Source organism: Micromonospora sp. CV4 (assembly GCF_003667455.1).
Lineage (GTDB): Bacteria > Actinomycetota > Actinomycetes > Mycobacteriales > Micromonosporaceae > Micromonospora.
This window is the reverse complement of the sequence record NZ_RCVI01000348.1, coordinates 1-15,879: the sequence shown is the minus strand read 5'-3', so window position 1 is coordinate 15,879 and position 15,879 is coordinate 1. Positions and strand designations below refer to the sequence as shown.

Here is a 15,879-nt window from a genome sequence, read left to right as displayed (position 1 = left end):
CCCCTCCACCCGCTGACGCCCCCTCCACCCGCTGACGGGAGGCGTCCGACCCGCTGGACGGTGGCCCGGGTCGGACCGGATCCGGAACGGGACGTCCGATGGGAACCGGAGCGGCCCGGCCCGCGTCCAACAGCGGTGGCCCCTGCCCGACGGCCGGGCCACCGCAGCATGACCCTCCCTCCCCGGCGGGTGGGGCCTGGTTCTCGGGGTTTCCGGGCCCCACCCGCCCTTGACCTCAAGCCCGGTTCAGCAGGTGAACTGGCGGCGGAGCGTGGGCACGACGCCCACCGTGGCCGAGGGGGTTTCATGCGGGCGATCTGGTTACGTGAATTCGGCGGGCCCGAGGTGCTCGTGCCCGGCCCGGCTCCCGACCCGGTGCCCGGCCCCGGCCAGGTGCTCATCGACGTCGCGCACGCCAACATCACCTTCGTCGAGACGCAGCAGCGCTCCGGTCGTCCCGGGCCGTTCCGGGTCACCCCACCGCTGATCCCCGGCAACGGCGTCGGCGGGGTGATCGCCGCCGTCGGGCCGGACGTCGACCCCGGGCTGACCGGGCGGCGGGTGGTCAGCGCCACCGGCGGTTCCGGCGGATACGCCGAACGCGCGGCGGTGGACGCGTCCGCGCCGATCGAGGTCCCCGCCGGGCTGCCGCTGGACGCGGCGGTCGCGCTGCTGGCCGACGGACGCACCGCCACGATGCTGATCGACGCGGTCGGCGTCCGCCCCGGCGACCGGGTGCTGGTGGAGGCCGCGGCGGGCGGGGTGGGCAGCCTGCTGGTGCAACTCGCCGGCCAGGCCGGTGCGCGGGTGATCGGCGTCGCCGGCGGGGCACACAAGGTGGGCCTGCTGCCCGGGCTGGGCGCCGATCTGGCGGTCGACTACCTCGTGCCGGGCTGGGCAGACCGCGTCCGCGACGCGGTCGGCGGGATCGATGTGGTCCTCGACGGTGTCGGCGGTTCGGTCGCCCGAACGGCGTTCGAGCTGCTGGCCCCCGGTGGGCGCATGGTCAGCTTCGGGCTGGCCAGCGGCGAGTGGTCACCGGTGTCCGCGGAGGCCGCCACCGCACGGCGGGTCACGCTGGTCCGCCCGGACGTGCCGCCCGCGCGGCTGCGCGCGTACACCGAACGGGCGCTGGCGGAGGCGGCGGCCGGCCGGCTGCGGCCCCTGATCGGGCAGCGCTTCCCGCTGGAGCGCGCCGCCGACGCGCACGCCGCCATCGAGGCCCGCTCGACGGTCGGCAAGACCCTGCTGGACGTCTCCTGAAACCGCGCTCAGAGGTACATGCCGGTGCGGTGCTCGGACTCGTCGCGCCGTACCGGCTTGTCACCCTCGCCAAAGAACCGCTTGCCGCCGAACTCGCCGTGCAGCCGGTCGTCCAGCTCGTCGGCGAGCCCGGTCATCACCTGCACCGCCAGCATCAGGTGGGTGGCCTGGAAGTTGCGGCCGAAGACCGGGATGGACGCCCAGACCGTGTCGTCGGCGCAGTAGAGGCGGCCGATCGGCATCCTGTTGGTCAGCTCGGAGAGCTTGACGTAGAGCCGCTCGGTCGGCTCCACCTCGGTGAGCACCGGGGAGAAGACGTCCACCAGGGGCGGGTTGTCCCGCACCCGGACGAAGACCATCGCCGAACCGGCCCGGATGTTGATGTCGCCGTCCGAGTCGACCTGCAACCGGTCGGTGTCGGACTTCAGCATCGTGGAGACCACGGTGCGGACCCGATCCGCCAGGTCGAGCACATCGTTCCGTTCGGCCTGCGCGGCGGCCGCCTCGGCCAGTGCCTCCTCCAGGTCGCCCTCGACGTCGGCGTCCGGGCCGAACTCGCTTCGCGCGGTGCCCAACGGCTCCACGGTCAGCGGCTCGCCCTCGGCGTCCTGCACGACGTAGACGAGGAACGCCGGGTGCGGGGCGCCGTAGACGTCGCGCAGTGTCCGGGAGAGCAGCGCCGCGATCCGCGTCGCCTCCGCTGTCGTGCCGTCCAATCCGAAGGAACCGCCGGAGCCGGCCACCACCCCGGGCGGCGACCAGCCGAGCGCGACCATGTCCGCCACCGCCGCGCGATCCAGCCGGTAGCCCGCCGGCAGGGCGGCGTTGCCGACCGCCCGGGCGGAGAGCCGGCCGTCGCCGTCCACATCGACGCTGATCGAGTAGACGGCGTCCCCGGTCCCGGAAGCGGTGGGATCCAGGGTCAGCTCAAGATGCGCGTCGGCGGGCAACTCCCGCAGCCGGACGGCGAGCGCACGGGCGAACTCCTGCCACGCCTCCGTCACCTTGGCCCGCAGGTCCGTGGTGCTCGGCTCGTCGAGCAGGATCGACTCCGCCGGCCCGGCCGTACCGCCGGGCAGCTCATTGTTCGGCGCCGAGGGGTGGTCAGCCGTCATGATCGCCTCCGTCCGTCACGATCACCCTACCCACGCCGTCCGGGCATAGAATCAGCCCGGACCGTGATCGGACAGCCGCACGGCCCGGCGCGGAGCCGCGGCGGTTCTCATCCGTGCGAAGGCAGCCTGGTCCGGACGCTCAGCCGCCCCAGCCCCGCTGGTGGCCCGGCGGTCAGACCGCCGACGGATCGGCGGGATCGGCGCCCAGCTCGACCGGCCAGGTGGCCGCGAGGGCGCTGAGCCGGGCAGCGGCGTCCGCCGGGTCGGCGCCCCGGCCCACCGCCAGCCCGAGCAGGTACGCGGTGATCGGCGCGCCCGGTCGCAGCACCTGGTGGGCGACGTCGCGGGCCAGGTCCAGCACCACCGGCACGGGCACCTTCGCCGTGCCGAGATCCAGCTCGGCACAGGCCGCGGTCACCCAGTCGTCCATCACGGTCATCGCGCCCACTCCTCCGCCCGGCGTACGTCCTCGTCAGTGTCGCAGTCGAACCAGGGCGGCGCGCCGTCACCGGACCAGGGCACCTCCCGCACGACGAGGCCGGCCAGCAGCGCCCGGACCGGAGCCCCCGCGAGGCTCCCGCCCCGCTCGGCCGCCAGCCGGTCCAGCCCGGCACGCAGCGCGGCGACCCGCCACACCCCGCAGAGCGACTGCCGCCGCCCATCCGCGTCGACGAAGCACGCCCCGTCCGGCCGCTGCTCGCTGCCGGCGACGCCCATGCGGGCCGGCGGTGCGGGAGGAGCGCCGCCGCCCGCCGGGACGGCACCGACGCCCTCAAGGGTGAGCTGGGTCAGCAGGTCGCCGATCGCGGACCGGGTGAGCAGCGGCAGGTCGGCGGCGAGCAGCGCCACGAGGGCCGTGTCCGGGTCGAGCAGCGCCAGCCCGGCCGCCATCGCGGCGACCGGCCCGCCACCGGGCGGATCCTCCCGAATGACCAGCACCCCGTCCGGCACGATGCCGGGGGGACCGACCAGCACCCGCGGCGTCGCATCGGCGACGGCGGCCAGCACCCGGTCCCGCATCGGCCGGCCGCCGACCGGCAGCGCGGGCTTGTCCACCCCGCCCATGCGCCGGGCGGCACCACCAGCGAGCACCACGGCGGCGTACGTCCCCATCCGGCCACGGTAGCCGCGCCGACACCCGGCCGGCGCCCGGTGCCGCCTGCCCGATGCCCGGTGGTCGTGCGGGCGTACCGGCGTGGGGTGCAGGATGGCGGGATGGGACGGGCGACTGACCGACGGGGCGTACTCCGGATCGACCTGGACGCGGCGGCCGACGGGCGTGGGTCCGTCCGGCGGCAGGACAACCTGGCGGTCGAGGAGCCGCTGGAGATTCGCGTCGGCGCTGCCGGTCCCGGCCGGCGGCGGCCGCTCGCGGTCACCATGCGCACCCCCGGAGACGACCTCGACCTGGCCATCGGGTTCCTGCTGACCGAGGGTCTGATCCGCTCGACCGACGACGTGCGCACCGCGCAGCTCTGCGCCGGCGCGGAGACGCCCAACACGTACAACGTGGTGGACGTGGTGCTCGCCCCCGGGGTGCCGGAACCGACCACCGACCCGTCCCGGAACTTCTACACGACCAGCTCCTGCGGGGTCTGCGGCAAGGCCAGCATCGACGCCGTCCGCACCCGCTCGCTGTTCCCCGTCGCGGCGGACCCGCTCACCGTGCCGGCCGCCCTGCTCGCCGAACTGCCCGACCGGCTGCGCGCCGGCCAGCGCGGCTTCGACCGGACCGGTGGCCTCCACGCGGCGGGGCTGTTCACGCCCGACGGAGAGCTGGTGGCGCTCCGGGAGGACGTGGGCCGACACAACGCCGTCGACAAGGTGATCGGCTGGGCGGTGCGGGAACGACGGCTGCCGCTGGCCGGGCACCTGCTGCTGGTCTCCGGCCGCGCCAGCTTCGAACTGACCCAGAAGGCATGGATGGCCGGGTTGCCACTGCTGGCCGCCGTCTCCGCGCCGAGCACCCTCGCCGCCGAACTGGCCGACGAGGCGGGGATGACGCTCGTCGGCTTCCTGCGCGGACGGACCATGAACGTCTACGCCGGCCCGCACCGGATCACCGTGGAGCAGCCGGCCTGACCCGGGCCACTCAGCGGTTGAGCAGGTCGAACAGCTCCAGCCGGATCGCGGCGTCACGGGCCAGCAGGAAGCCCGCGATGCCGAGGATCCAGCCGAGCATGCCGCCGGAGTGCCGCACGATCCAGGCGTTGAGCCGGACCAGCACCGGCTCGACCAGACTCGGCCACGCCACCCGAGCCACCAACAGCAGCACCGCCGGCAGCACCATGACCAGGCAGTAGCCGGCGAGCAACCCCACGATCTGCGCCGCGCCGAGCCCCGAGGTGGTCAGCAGACCGACCGCGCCGAGGTACGGCAGCATCGTCGCCACCTCCGCGAGCGCGGCGAGCAGCGCCAGCCCCACCAGCCATCGCGCCGAGGAGTCGCCGGCGGTTACCCGGTCCCGCCAACGCAGCACACCGCCGCCACGCGGGCGCCGTTTGCCGTCGTACCGGAAGCTGAGCGCGAACAGCCCGACCCCGAGGACGAGCTGCGCCCAGAGCACCGGCCGGTTGTCCATCGCCCCGCCGAGCACGTCGGCCAGCCGGCTGCCGCCCAGGGCGAGCAGCAGCCCGACGGCGAAGTAGAAGACGGCGATCGTGCCGAGGTAGACGAGGATCCGCCGGGCGTTGACCGTCCCGGGCGCGAGCAGCAACCAGACCGGGATGAAGAGGGTGCCGATGCTCGTGCTGTCGATCAGGGCCAGGCCCACGAGCGACAGCAGCAGTCCGACGCTCACGTGCTGCATTTGTGGAGTAGGGGCACCTGACCATTGTCCGGCGACGCCTGCGGTGTCGAGTCGGCCGCAGACAGGAGAACCGCGTACATCGTTCGGACCACACCGGTCAGCGGCGGCCACGTCGACGCCTCCTGCGGGGGCGGACCACGCCGGTCAGACCGACCGACGGCCAGCCATCCAACTCGGACGGGGGCACGCCGCGCCGGAGCAGGTCGTCCAGGAGCAGGGCGAGCGAGTAGTCGGGGTGCAGGCTCAGCGTGCGCTCCAGCGCGACCGCCGCCAGCGCCCCCTGCCCCGCCCGCCAGGCGGCGAACGCCAGCAACGCGCCCGGCGCGGCGGTCAACTCCGACCCGGCCCGGCGCAGCACGTCGGTCCAGAGAGCGATGTCGCGGTCCCGACCGTCGGTGCGTTCCCACGCGTGGTCGCGGATCGGCAGGTGCGTCAGCAGGAGGCTCAACCAGGCCACCTCGTCGTCGTCGAGCCGTTCGCCGCGCCGTTGCCGGCGTTGCGCCTCGCGGACCGCCGCCACCCCGGCGGAGCGCAGCGTCCGACCGCCGAGCAGGTCGCTCTCGGGCGCCCGCTCGACCAGCTCGGCCAGTCGTCGCTCGGCCCGAACGGTGGCCGCGCGCAGCGCATCCCGGGCAGGGCCGTCCACCGGCGCCACCTGCGCCACGAGGGCGGCCCGGTCGGGGAGCGCGACCTGCCCGGCGAAGACGGCCGAGGCGGTCACCTGATTGGCCGCCGGGTCGTAGCGCCGGCCCTCGGGCGGGCAGCAGTCGGCCTCGGCGCAGAGATAGGACCACCACCGGCCGTCGGTCACCCGCAACGCGTCCAGCACCTCCAACCCGGCCCCGGTCAGGGCGGCGCGAACCGCGTCCACGCTCGGCGTCACCCGGTCGGGCGGCCCGTAGCCGATCACGGTCGCGGCCTCCGCGCCCTGACGATGGATCACCCCGGCCAGGTGCCGGGCCCGCTCGACCGGATCGGTCGACGGATCGGGCAGGTCGGCACGAGCGGCGAAGATGATCCGCCGGCCACGCAGCGCCACTGCGACCACGCTGTCGGCGGGGTGGAAGCCGAGCAGGTACGGCACGGCGGCGAGCAGGTCGGCGGGTGAGCGGACGGCGAGCCGGGGGCGTTCGGTCGAGGTCATGCCGGGAGCCTGCGTCGGGCTCACCCGGCTTCGCCGCCCCTGTGGACGACACGCGGCTCATCCACAGTCACTCCCCGTGTTGTTCCTGGTCGAAGCGCATCGCCAGGTGCTGGAGAGGAACCGTTGGCGGCGGTGGCGGACCTGATGTGTCCGGGTGGTGCCGTTGTGTCGTGGGGAGCGGTTACGGTGCGCTGATGGACCTGGCGTATCTGCGCGCGCATCCGGCACACCTGCCGACTTTCCGGACCCATCAGCGGATCAGGGAGACGCCGGTCGCCGGTGGTGACATCTGCGCAGCCGCCCGGCTCACCCTGGACGACGGCCACTCGGTCTTCGCCAAGTCCTGGCCCGAGCGGGCCGACCGGCCGGTGCCGGAGGGCTTCTTCGCCGCCGAGGCGGCCGGGCTGCGCTGGCTGCGCGAGGCCGGCGCGGTCGCCGTACCCGAGGTGATCGTGGCGCTGCCCGACCTGCTGGCGCTCGACTGGGTGGAGCCCGGCGAGCCGACGCCGGAGGCGGCCGAGCGCTTCGGCCGGGAGTTGGCCGACCTCCACCGGGCCGGCGCGCCCGCCTTCGGTGCGACCTGGCCCGGTTTCATCGGGGCGCTCGGGCAGGACAACACCCCCGACGACGGCCCCTGGTCGACGTGGTTCGCTCAGCGGCGACTCGCTCCCTACCTACGGCGATCGGTTGACGTCGGCGCGCTGAGCGGCGACGACGCCGCGCTGGTCGAGCAGGTGATCGGTCGGATCGGCGAGTTCGGCGGCGAGGAGCCGCCGGCCCGCATCCACGGCGACCTGTGGCCGGGCAACGTGCTCTGGGGCGCCGACGACCGCGCCTGGCTGGTCGACCCGGCGGCGCACGGCGGTCACCGGGAGACCGATCTCGCCCAGCTCGCGCTCTTCGGCGGCATCCCGCACCTCGACCGGGTCCTGGCCGCCTATCGGGAGAGCTCGCCGCTTCCCGACGGATGGCGGGACCGCGTGCCGCTGCACCAACTGCACCTGCTGCTGGTGCACACCGCACTGTTCGGCAGTGGATACCGAGATGCGGTCGTCCAGAGCGCCCGTGCCGCCCTGGCCCGGCCCGAGCGCGCTACGGTCGACAGGTGAGCGTCGCCCCGCGGACCGACGGCGTCCTCGTCGACCGGTTCGGCCGGGTCGCCCGGGACCTGCGCGTGTCCCTCACCGACAAGTGCAACCTGCGGTGCACCTACTGCATGCCCGCCGAGGGGCTGCCCTGGCTGGCCGGTCCCGAGCTGCTCACCGACGCGGAGATCGTCCGGTTGGTCCGGGTGGCCGTCGAGCGGCTCGGCGTGACCGAGGTGCGGTTCACCGGCGGCGAGCCACTGATCCGACCCGGACTGGTCGGCATCGTGGCCGCGGTCGCCGCGCTGGAGCCCCGCCCGCGGATCTCGCTCACCACCAACGGCATCGGCCTGGACCGGCTCGCCCCGGCGCTGCGCACGGCCGGCCTCGACCGGGTGAACGTCTCTTTGGACACCCTGGACCCGGACCGGTTCGCCCAGCTCACCCGCCGTGCCCGGCTGGACGCGGTGCTCGCCGGGCTCGCCGGAGCCGCCGCCGCCGGTCTCAACCCCGTGAAGATCAATTCCGTGTTGATGCGCGGCGTCAACGAGGACGAGGCGCCGGCGCTGCTGCGCTTCGCTGTCGACCACGACTACCAGCTGCGGATCATCGAGCAGATGCCACTGGACGCCCAGCACGGCTGGGACCGCAGCACGATGGTCACCGCCGAGGAGATCCTCGCCTCCCTGCGTACCCGCTTCGCCCTCAGCCCCGACCCGGCCGAACGCGGCGCGGCGCCCGCGGAGACCTGGCTGGTCGACGGCGGCCCGGCCCGGGTCGGCGTGATCGCCAGCGTCACCCGCCCCTTCTGCGGCGACTGCGACCGCACCCGGCTCACCGCCGACGGCCAGGTCCGCGCCTGCCTCTTCGCCACGGAGGAGTCCGACCTGCGCGCCGCGCTGCGCGCCGGCGCGGACGACGACGACCTGGCCCGGCGCTGGCGCACCGCGATGTGGGGAAAGCGCGCCGGGCACGGCATCGACGACCCCACCTTCCTCCAGCCGACCCGGCCGATGTCCGCGATCGGAGGCTGAGCCGTGGACCCGACGCCGCTGACCATCCGCTACTTCGCCGGCGCGCGCGCCGCCGCCGGACGTTCCGAGGAGGTCACCGCCGCCGGCCGGTCGCTCGACGAGCTGACCGTCGAGCTGGCCCAGCGGCACGGCGACCGACTGGCCTCCGTGTTGCGGGTGGCGAGTTTCCTCGTGGACGGCATCACCTGTCATGATCGTCAGGCACCCCTGCCCGGCGGGGCCACGATCGATGTCCTGCCCCCGTTCGCGGGTGGCTGAGGGAGGCGCACAGATGTTGGCGGTTCTGGGGTTCGTGGCCGTCCTGGCGCTGGTCATCGGCCTAATCCACCTCTACCTGTGGAAGCGGCTGATCAAGGACACCACCGCGCCGGGCCGCTGGCGGCGGGTCGGTGGGATCGCGGCCCTGGTGTTGGCTCTGCTCGTGCCGCTCACCCTCGCCGGCACCCAGGCCGGGCTCTACTGGCTCGCCTGGCCGGGCTACCTCTGGCTCGCGCTGATGTTCTACCTGCTGGTCCTGCTCGCCGTGCTGGAAGTGCCGATGCTGGTCACCCGGCTGGTGCTGCGCCGCCGCGTCACCGCCGTCGAGCCGACCGCCGCCGCACCCGAGCCGGTGTTGGTCGGCGCCGCCGGGCCGACCGATCCGCCGGCCGCCAGCGCGGTCCGGACGCCCGACCACGACCCGGCACGCCGGCTGCTGCTGGCCCGCGGGGCAGCCATCTTCGCCGGCCTCACCGCCACCGGCATCACGGGGTACGGAGTCCGCACCGCGCTCGGCCCACCGCAGCTGGACCGGGTGCAGATTCCGCTCGGCAAGCTCCCCCGCAGCATGGACGGCCTGCGCATCGCCACCGTCTCCGACATCCACCTCGGGCCGCTGCGCGGCCGGGCGCACACCGAGCGCATCGTCGCCGCGATCAACCGCCTCGACGCGGACCTGGTCGCGGTCGTCGGCGACCTGGTCGACGGCTCGGTCGCCGAACTGGGGTCGGCCGCCGCACCGCTGCGCGACCTGCGCTCCCGGTACGGCAGCTTCTTCGTCACCGGCAACCACGAGTACTACTCAGGGGTGGAGGAGTGGGTCCAGGAGGTGGACCGGCTCGGCCTGCGGGTGCTGCAGAACCAGCGGCAGGAGATCCAGGCCCGGGGCGGCGTACTCGACCTGGCCGGTGTGAACGACCTCTCGGGTACGGGCACCGGCCTGGCCGCCGGGCCGGACTTCGCCGCCGCCCTCGGTGACCGCGACCCGAACCGACCGGTGGTCCTGCTCGCGCACCAGCCGGTGGCGGCGAAGGAGGCGGCCCGGTACGGCGTCGACCTGCAACTGTCCGGGCACACCCACGGCGGGCAGATAGTGCCGTTCAATCTGGCGGTCCGCCTCGAGCAGCCGGTGGTCAGTGGGCTCGGCGAGGTCGACGGCACCAAGGTCTACGTGACCAACGGCGCCGGTTTCTGGGGTCCACCGGTCCGGGTCGGGGCCGAACCGCAGATCACCCTGGTCGAGCTGCGCTCGGCATAGCGGACGTCACGTCCGCGCGTGGCGGCAGGCGGCCGGCGCGGCGCGCGTGACAGGATGCGGCGTGCCCCCGTTCAGCGCCGTACCCCCCGGTGGCCTCCCGCCATTCGTCGCGGACCTGCACATCCACTCGAAGTACTCGCGCGCGTGCAGCCGGGACCTGACCCTGCCGAACCTCGCCTGGTGGGCGCGGCGTAAGGGCATCGCCCTGCTCGGCACCGGAGACTTCACCCACCCCGCCTGGTACGACCACCTGGTCGAGACGCTGCGCCCGGCCGAACCGGGGCTCTACCGCCTCGACCCGGAGGCGGAGCGGGACATCGCCCGCCGGCTGCCGCCCCGGCTCGCCGGCACGGCGGAGGCGGACCCGGTCCGCTTCATGCTGAGCGTGGAGATCTCCACGATCTACAAGCGGGACGACCGGACCCGCAAGGTGCACCACCTGATCTACCTGCCGGACCTGGACGCGGTGGCCCGGTTCAACGCCGCGCTCGGCCGGATCGGCAACCTCGGCTCCGACGGCCGGCCGATCCTCGGCCTGGACTCCCGCGACCTGCTGGAGATCACCCTGGAGGCGAGCCCGGACGGCTATCTCGTTCCGGCCCACATCTGGACGCCGTGGTTCTCCGCGCTGGGCTCGAAGTCCGGCTTCGACGCGATCGCCGACTGTTACGCCGACCTGGCCGAGCACATCTTCGCCGTGGAGACCGGCCTCTCCTCCGACCCGGCGATGAACTGGCGGGTCGGCAGCCTGGACCGCTACCAACTGGTGTCCAACTCGGACGCGCACTCCCCACCCGCGCTGGGCCGGGAGGCGACCGTGCTGACCGCCGAGCGGAACTACTTCGCCGTCCGGGAGGCGCTGCGGACCGGCGACGGCTTGGCCGGCACCATCGAGTTCTTCCCGGAGGAGGGCAAGTACCACGCGGACGGGCACCGGCTGTGTGGGATCAACTGGTCTCCCGAGCGGACCCGGGCCGCGGACGGACGCTGCCCGGAATGCGGCAAGCCACTCACCGTGGGCGTCCTCAGCCGCATCGAGGAGCTGGCTGACCGTGCCGCGGGGCACCGGCCGGCGCATGCCCGGGAGGTCACCCACCTGGTGCCACTGGCCGAGATCCTCGGCGAGATCAACAAGGTGGGTGCCCGGTCGAAGAAGGTCGAGGGGCGGTTCAAAGAGCTGCTCGCCGCGCTCGGCCCCGAGCTGGAGATCCTGACCACGACGCCGCTGACCGACATCGCGCAGGCTGGCGGCGAACTGCTCGCAGAGGGCATCGGGCGGCTGCGGCGCGGCGACGTGCGCCGGGTGCCGGGCTACGACGGCGAGTACGGCGTGATCACTCTCTTCGACCCGGCGGAGCTGGGCGCCAGCGCGGGCGCGGCGCAGGAGACGCTGTTCGACGTACCGGTGCCGGCGCAGCGGAAGCCGACGGAGCCGGCAGCTCGGGCGGCAGCCAAGCGTCCCGCGGCGGCGAAGGCGGAGCCGAAGCGCAAGACGGCCCCACCACCCGCCCCACCGATCGCCTCGCCGCCGTCACCGCACGAGCCGTTCGAGCCGATGCTCGCGGGCATGGAGGAGGTCGGCACCGGCCTGCTGGACCGGTTGGACGCGATGCAACGGGTGGCCGCGTCCGCGCCCGGCGGCCCGCTGCTGATCGTGGCCGGCCCGGGCACCGGCAAGACGCGGACGCTGACGCACCGGATCGCGTACCTCTGCGCGGAGCTGAACGTCTTTCCCGAGCACTGCCTGGCCATCACCTTCACCCGCAGGGCCGCCGAGGAGCTGCGGCACCGCCTCGACAGCCTGCTCGGCCCGGTCGCCGAGGACGTCACCGTGGGCACCTTCCACGCGCTGGGGCTGACGATCCTGCGGGAGAACGCCGACGCGGCGGGCCTGCCGGTGGACTTCCGGATCGCCGACGACGCCGAGCGGGCGGCGGCCCGGTCGGAGGCCGGCGATGACCAGGCCAGCTACACCGCGCTGCTGCGCAAGCAGGGCCTGGTCGATCTGGACGAGCTGGTCAGCCTGCCGGTGGAGCTGCTGCGGACCGACCGGGAGCTGGTCGGACGGTACCGGGATCGCTGGCGGTGGATCTTCGTCGACGAGTACCAGGACGTCGACGCAGTGCAGTACGAACTGCTGCGGTTGCTCAGCCCGGCCGACGGCAACCTCTGCGCGATCGGCGACCCGGACCAGGCGATCTACTCCTTCCGGGGTGCCGACGTCGGCTACTTCCTGCGCTTCTCCCAGGATTTCACCGACGCCCGGCTGGTCCGGCTCAACCGCAACTACCGCTCGTCCGCACCCATCCTGGCGGCCGCCGTGCAGGCCATCGCTCCGTCCTCGCTGGTCCGGGGGCGTCGCCTGGACCCGGCCCGGCTCGATCCGGAGGCGCCGCTGGTCGGTCGCTACCCCGCGGCCTCCGTGGCCGAGGAAGCCGACTTCGTGGTTCGTACGGTGGACGAGTTGGTCGGCGGGCTGTCCCACCGGTCGCTGGACTCGGGTCGGATCGACGGTCGGTCCACTTCGCTGTCGTTCTCCGACATCGCGGTGCTGTACCGCACCGATGCGCAGGCCGCACCGATCGTGGACGCTCTGACCCGGGCCAACATTCCGGTACAGAAGCGTTCCCACGACCGGCTGCGGGACCGGCCCGGGGTGGCGGCCATCGCCCGCGAGCTGCGGCACGCCGACGGTCTGGCCGGCTCGCTCGCCGCCCGGGTACGGCTGGCCGGTCAGGTGGTCGCGGAGCGGTTCGCCGTGCCCACCCTGGACGGCGCCGCCGCGGGCCGTCCCGAGGACGTCCGATCGGCGGTGGATCTGCTGACCCCGCTGGCCCGACGCTGCGGCGACGACCTGGAGACGTTCCTGTCGCAGTTGGCCACCGGCGCGGAGGTGGACGCGCTCGACCCGCGTGCGGAGGCGGTCACCCTGCTCACGCTGCACGCCGCGAAGGGCCTCGAGTTCCCGGTGGTCTTCCTGGTCGGCGCCGAGGACGGGCTGCTGCCGCTGCGCTGGCCGGGCTCGACACCCGACGAGGATGCGGTCGCCGAGGAGCGGCGGCTCTTCTTCGTCGGCCTGACCCGGGCTCAGGACCGGCTGTACGTCACGCACGCCGCCCGCCGTACCCGCCACGGCGTGGAGCGCGACTGCGCACCGTCGCCATTCCTCGGCGCGATCGACCCGGGGCTGTTCGAGCGGTTCGGCGAGACCGAGCCGCGCCGACCGAAGGACCGCCAGCTCCGCCTCATCTGACGCTCTCCGCCCGTCGTGAGGCGCTGGCGGTCGGAATGCAGGCGGGTCGTCCGGCTCGCCGCGCCCTGTGGCCCGCATCGACCACAGCAGCGGCCGGTCATCCGGCGACGCGGCGACGGTCCGCAGCAACAGTGGCGCGACCGAACCGTTCGCGACGGGCGGTGAAGCCCAGCCCCGTCCCGCGACGATCCGCCCGCCGTAGCCAGCTGGTCCGCCCGACGCGGCCACGCGTTCCGTCCGGGGCGGCGTGAGTCCGGCACGGCCACCGTGAGTCCGGCACGACCAGGCGGTGAGTCCGGCGACGATCCGCCGGACGCGGGCCAGGCGGTCCGTCCGGCGACGAGCCGTCTGCCGCGGCCGTACGTTCCCTCCGGGCGCCAACGCGTTGCGTCCGGGGCGGCCACGCGGTAAGTCCGGCGATACCCGCCGGCCGCGGCCAGGCGGTCGGTCCGATGAGCCTGATACCTCAGAGTCATAAATATGACTCTGAGGTATCAGGCTCATCAGGGCGAAGACCGCCGACGGCATCGCACTGAGTGAGATCAGCAGCTAGCAGTGGCCTGACGACGGTCGACGATCGTTCAGCGGCCAGGCAGCAGCGGGCGGACAGGCAGGCGGGCGGACGGGCAGACGGACCGCCGGGCGGCAGCAGCGGGCGGCGGCAGCAGCGGCGGAAGCGGCGGGCGGCGGCAGCAGCGGGCGGCGGCAGCAGCGGGCGGCGCTGCTGGGTGGCGGATCAGCGGACGACTGGCTGTGGGCCAGTCGGTCGCCAGGGTGGGCCGGATCAGGCGAGGAGCACGGCGAGCCAGGAGCCCGCGAGCAGGGCCGGGCCGAGTGGGAGCAGGGTGTCCCGGCGTACCCGCCGTGCCGCGAGCAGGCCGAGCACGACGCCGCCGTGCAGCAGGTGCGGCAGGAGCAACCCGGCCAGCAGGGCGTCCCGGCCCAGCCAGCCGAGCGGCAGACCGAGGACGGCGACGAGCTTCACGTCCCCGAAGCCCAACCGGGAGCCGGGCAACAGGGCCAGCAGCACGTGCGTACCGCCGGCGACCGCGGCGCCGGCCAGCGCGCCAGGCAGCCGACCGGGGACGCCGGCCAGCAGCGCCGCACCGGACAGGCCACCGAGGGCGAGCAGGGCTGCGGCCAGGACCAGCGGGTCGGGCAGCCGTAGACAGGCCAGGTCGACCACGGCCAGCACGAGCCCCACCGACGCCACCGCGAGGAAGACCGGCAACGCCGGGTCGTCACCCAGTGCCACGGCCAGCCCGACGAACACCACGCCCGTCACCGCCGGGCTGAGCCACACCCACCGGCCGCGCCGTGATGGTGCCGGGAAGTGCGCCGGTCGAGTGGCGAAGCGCCCGGCCAACGGAGGAACGGCGAAGCCGACCAGCACGCCGAGCAACGCCACTGGCACCAGCGCCACGGCCGACATGGGCCGGAGATTACCGCCGGTCGCCCTCCAGCACGGTCCCGGAGCGCGATCCCGCGCTCGGCCGACGGGGGCGTTCGGTGCTCACCACCAGTGCCACCCCCGCGACGATGACCGCTCCGCCGAGCAGCACCTGTGGAGTGATCGGCTCGGCCACCAGCAACGCGCCGAGCGCCACCGCGACCGCCGGGTTGACGTAGGCGTACGTCGAGACCAGCGAGATCGGCGCGTTGTGCAGCAGCCAGACGTACGCGGTGAAGGCCACCAGCGAGCCGGCGACCATGAGGTAGCCCAACGCCAGCCAGGATCGGGTACTGACCTCGGCCGGGTGGAAGTCGCGTAGCTCGCCCCGCCCGGCGGCGACGACGGCCAGCGCCAGCGCGCCGGCCAGCATCTCGTACACCGTGGCGACGAACGGGTCGGCGGGCATCCGGATCCGCCCGGACAGGAACGATCCGACCGACCAGGAGGTGGCCGCCGCCACCACCGTCAACGCCCCGACCAGCGGCACCGCGTCCGCGCTGCCGGCGGGCAGCACCAGCAGTACCAGACCGACGAAGCCGAGGGTGACCCCGGCGAACGTCCAGACCGGAGGCCGGTCCCCGGTGGCGGAGCGCAGCAGCACCACGAGCAACGGCACGGTCGCCACCAGCAGCGCGGCGATCCCGGACGGCACCGCCACCCCGGGCGGCCCGGACTCGGCGAGCACCACGAGACCGTTACCGCCGGCGAGCAGGAGCACCCCGACCAGCGCGGCGGAGCCGAGCTGTCGGCGATCCACCCGCAGCGCGCCCGGCCCTCGGCGCAGGCGCAACACCGCCGCCAGCACCGCACCGGCGACGGCGAACCGCAGAACGGCCGACGTCAACGGAGGCAGCGTCTCCACTGCGATCCGGATGCCCAGATAGGTGGAGCCCCAGAGCAGGTAGACCACGATCAACGCGGTCCAGATCAGGGTCGGCGCGGTGCCGGCGCGGCGACCAGCCAGGGCCGCGGCACTCGGTGGAGGTGAGCTCATCGGTGGACCACGCTACGGTGACCACGGAGTCGGCGTCGCGCATTGGTGGCCGGCCTCTCACCACTTGTGCAGGAGGGCGGCATGACGAACTACGGACCACCGGGTGGCGGCGTCCCGGGACCGTGGCGTGGGCAACGACCTGACGAGACGCCCGGACGGCCGCCCCAGCAGCCCTACCCGCCCGCCCAGCAGCCCTACCCGCCTGCCCACGAG

Annotated in this window: 14 protein-coding genes; 7 read left to right on the top strand and 7 right to left on the bottom strand. The window is 74.1% G+C overall.

Annotated elements, in window-relative coordinates; genetic code table 11:
- Positions 1-306: 306 nt before the first annotated feature.
- Positions 307-1,263, top strand: a complete 957-nt coding sequence (locus EAD98_RS24715) for a zinc-binding dehydrogenase (RefSeq protein WP_121656385.1) — start codon at positions 307-309, stop codon at positions 1,261-1,263.
- 8 nt (positions 1,264-1,271) lie between these two features.
- Here the strand turns inward: EAD98_RS24715 and EAD98_RS24710 are convergent, their stop codons facing one another.
- The 3 genes from EAD98_RS24710 to EAD98_RS24700 form a co-directional block, all read right to left on the bottom strand.
- Positions 1,272-2,378, bottom strand: coding sequence for a hypothetical protein (locus tag EAD98_RS24710; RefSeq protein WP_121656384.1), 1,107 nt, complete (start codon positions 2,376-2,378; stop codon positions 1,272-1,274).
- Between the two features lie 172 nt (positions 2,379-2,550).
- Positions 2,551-2,817: a DUF6457 domain-containing protein gene (locus tag EAD98_RS24705; protein ID WP_121656389.1), complete on the bottom strand. Its 267-nt coding sequence runs from the start codon at positions 2,815-2,817 to the stop codon at positions 2,551-2,553.
- Positions 2,814-3,491 carry a molybdenum cofactor guanylyltransferase gene (locus tag EAD98_RS24700; RefSeq protein WP_121656383.1) on the bottom strand — a complete coding sequence of 226 codons (678 nt, stop codon included), beginning with the start codon at positions 3,489-3,491 and terminating at the stop codon, positions 2,814-2,816. Before EAD98_RS24700 ends, EAD98_RS24705 begins: the two co-directional genes overlap by 4 nt.
- A gap of 102 nt (positions 3,492-3,593) precedes the next feature.
- On the opposite strand from EAD98_RS24700, the gene fdhD reads away from it, so the two are divergent.
- A complete protein-coding gene (gene fdhD, locus EAD98_RS24695; RefSeq protein WP_121656382.1) occupies positions 3,594-4,460 on the top strand; it encodes a formate dehydrogenase accessory sulfurtransferase FdhD in 867 nt (288 codons plus the stop codon).
- A gap of 10 nt (positions 4,461-4,470) precedes the next feature.
- Here fdhD and EAD98_RS24690 read toward each other — a convergent pair whose 3' ends face one another.
- Positions 4,471-5,178, bottom strand: a complete 708-nt coding sequence (locus EAD98_RS24690; protein ID WP_121656388.1) for a GAP family protein — start codon at positions 5,176-5,178, stop codon at positions 4,471-4,473.
- A gap of 106 nt (positions 5,179-5,284) precedes the next feature.
- Positions 5,285-6,331, bottom strand: coding sequence for a DUF4192 domain-containing protein (locus EAD98_RS24685; protein WP_121656381.1), 1,047 nt, complete (start codon positions 6,329-6,331; stop codon positions 5,285-5,287).
- Between the two features lie 194 nt (positions 6,332-6,525).
- On the opposite strand from EAD98_RS24685, the gene EAD98_RS24680 reads away from it, so the two are divergent.
- The 5 genes from EAD98_RS24680 to EAD98_RS24660 all read left to right on the top strand — a co-directional run bounded on the left by EAD98_RS24680 (position 6,526) and on the right by EAD98_RS24660 (position 13,219).
- Positions 6,526-7,440 carry a fructosamine kinase family protein gene (locus EAD98_RS24680; RefSeq protein ID WP_121656387.1) on the top strand — a complete coding sequence of 305 codons (915 nt, stop codon included), beginning with the start codon at positions 6,526-6,528 and terminating at the stop codon, positions 7,438-7,440.
- The gene (gene moaA, locus EAD98_RS24675) at positions 7,437-8,450 is read left to right on the top strand and encodes a GTP 3',8-cyclase MoaA (protein ID WP_121656380.1); all 1,014 of its coding nucleotides are present in this window, start codon (positions 7,437-7,439) and stop codon (positions 8,448-8,450) included. Before EAD98_RS24680 ends, moaA begins: the two co-directional genes overlap by 4 nt.
- Before the next feature lie 3 nt (positions 8,451-8,453).
- Positions 8,454-8,708 carry a MoaD/ThiS family protein gene (locus EAD98_RS24670; protein ID WP_121656379.1) on the top strand — a complete coding sequence of 85 codons (255 nt, stop codon included), beginning with the start codon at positions 8,454-8,456 and terminating at the stop codon, positions 8,706-8,708.
- A 13-nt stretch (positions 8,709-8,721) separates the two neighbouring features.
- Positions 8,722-9,966, top strand: a complete 1,245-nt coding sequence (locus EAD98_RS24665) for a metallophosphoesterase (RefSeq protein WP_121656378.1) — start codon at positions 8,722-8,724, stop codon at positions 9,964-9,966.
- A gap of 61 nt (positions 9,967-10,027) precedes the next feature.
- A complete protein-coding gene (locus EAD98_RS24660; RefSeq protein WP_121656377.1) occupies positions 10,028-13,219 on the top strand; it encodes a UvrD-helicase domain-containing protein in 3,192 nt (1,063 codons plus the stop codon).
- Positions 13,220-14,003: 784 nt separating this feature from the next.
- Here EAD98_RS24660 and EAD98_RS24655 read toward each other — a convergent pair.
- Together EAD98_RS24655 and EAD98_RS24650 are read right to left on the bottom strand one after the other, a co-directional pair.
- The gene (locus tag EAD98_RS24655; RefSeq protein ID WP_121656376.1) at positions 14,004-14,651 is read right to left on the bottom strand and encodes a prepilin peptidase; all 648 of its coding nucleotides are present in this window, start codon (positions 14,649-14,651) and stop codon (positions 14,004-14,006) included.
- A 10-nt stretch (positions 14,652-14,661) separates the two neighbouring features.
- Positions 14,662-15,666, bottom strand: a complete 1,005-nt coding sequence (locus EAD98_RS24650; RefSeq protein WP_233578834.1) for an EamA family transporter — start codon at positions 15,664-15,666, stop codon at positions 14,662-14,664.
- Positions 15,667-15,879 lie beyond the last annotated feature (213 nt).

What these genes read in the sequence shown, in the direction of transcription:
- EAD98_RS24705 (WP_121656389.1), bottom strand. Translation starts at nt 2,817, where the DNA reads ATGACCGTGATGGACGACTGGGTGACCGCGGCCTGTGCCGAGCTGGAT.
- EAD98_RS24710 (WP_121656384.1), bottom strand. Translation starts at nt 2,378, where the DNA reads ATGACGGCTGACCACCCCTCGGCGCCGAACAATGAGCTGCCCGGCGGT.
- EAD98_RS24655 (WP_121656376.1), bottom strand. Translation starts at nt 14,651, where the DNA reads ATGTCGGCCGTGGCGCTGGTGCCAGTGGCGTTGCTCGGCGTGCTGGTC.
- EAD98_RS24650 (WP_233578834.1), bottom strand. Translation starts at nt 15,666, where the DNA reads ATGAGCTCACCTCCACCGAGTGCCGCGGCCCTGGCTGGTCGCCGCGCC.
- EAD98_RS24680 (WP_121656387.1), top strand. Translation starts at nt 6,526, where the DNA reads ATGGACCTGGCGTATCTGCGCGCGCATCCGGCACACCTGCCGACTTTC.
- EAD98_RS24700 (WP_121656383.1), bottom strand. Translation starts at nt 3,491, where the DNA reads ATGGGGACGTACGCCGCCGTGGTGCTCGCTGGTGGTGCCGCCCGGCGC.
- EAD98_RS24665 (WP_121656378.1), top strand. Translation starts at nt 8,722, where the DNA reads ATGTTGGCGGTTCTGGGGTTCGTGGCCGTCCTGGCGCTGGTCATCGGC.
- EAD98_RS24685 (WP_121656381.1), bottom strand. Translation starts at nt 6,331, where the DNA reads ATGACCTCGACCGAACGCCCCCGGCTCGCCGTCCGCTCACCCGCCGAC.
- fdhD (WP_121656382.1), top strand. Translation starts at nt 3,594, where the DNA reads ATGGGACGGGCGACTGACCGACGGGGCGTACTCCGGATCGACCTGGAC.
- EAD98_RS24715 (WP_121656385.1), top strand. Translation starts at nt 307, where the DNA reads ATGCGGGCGATCTGGTTACGTGAATTCGGCGGGCCCGAGGTGCTCGTG.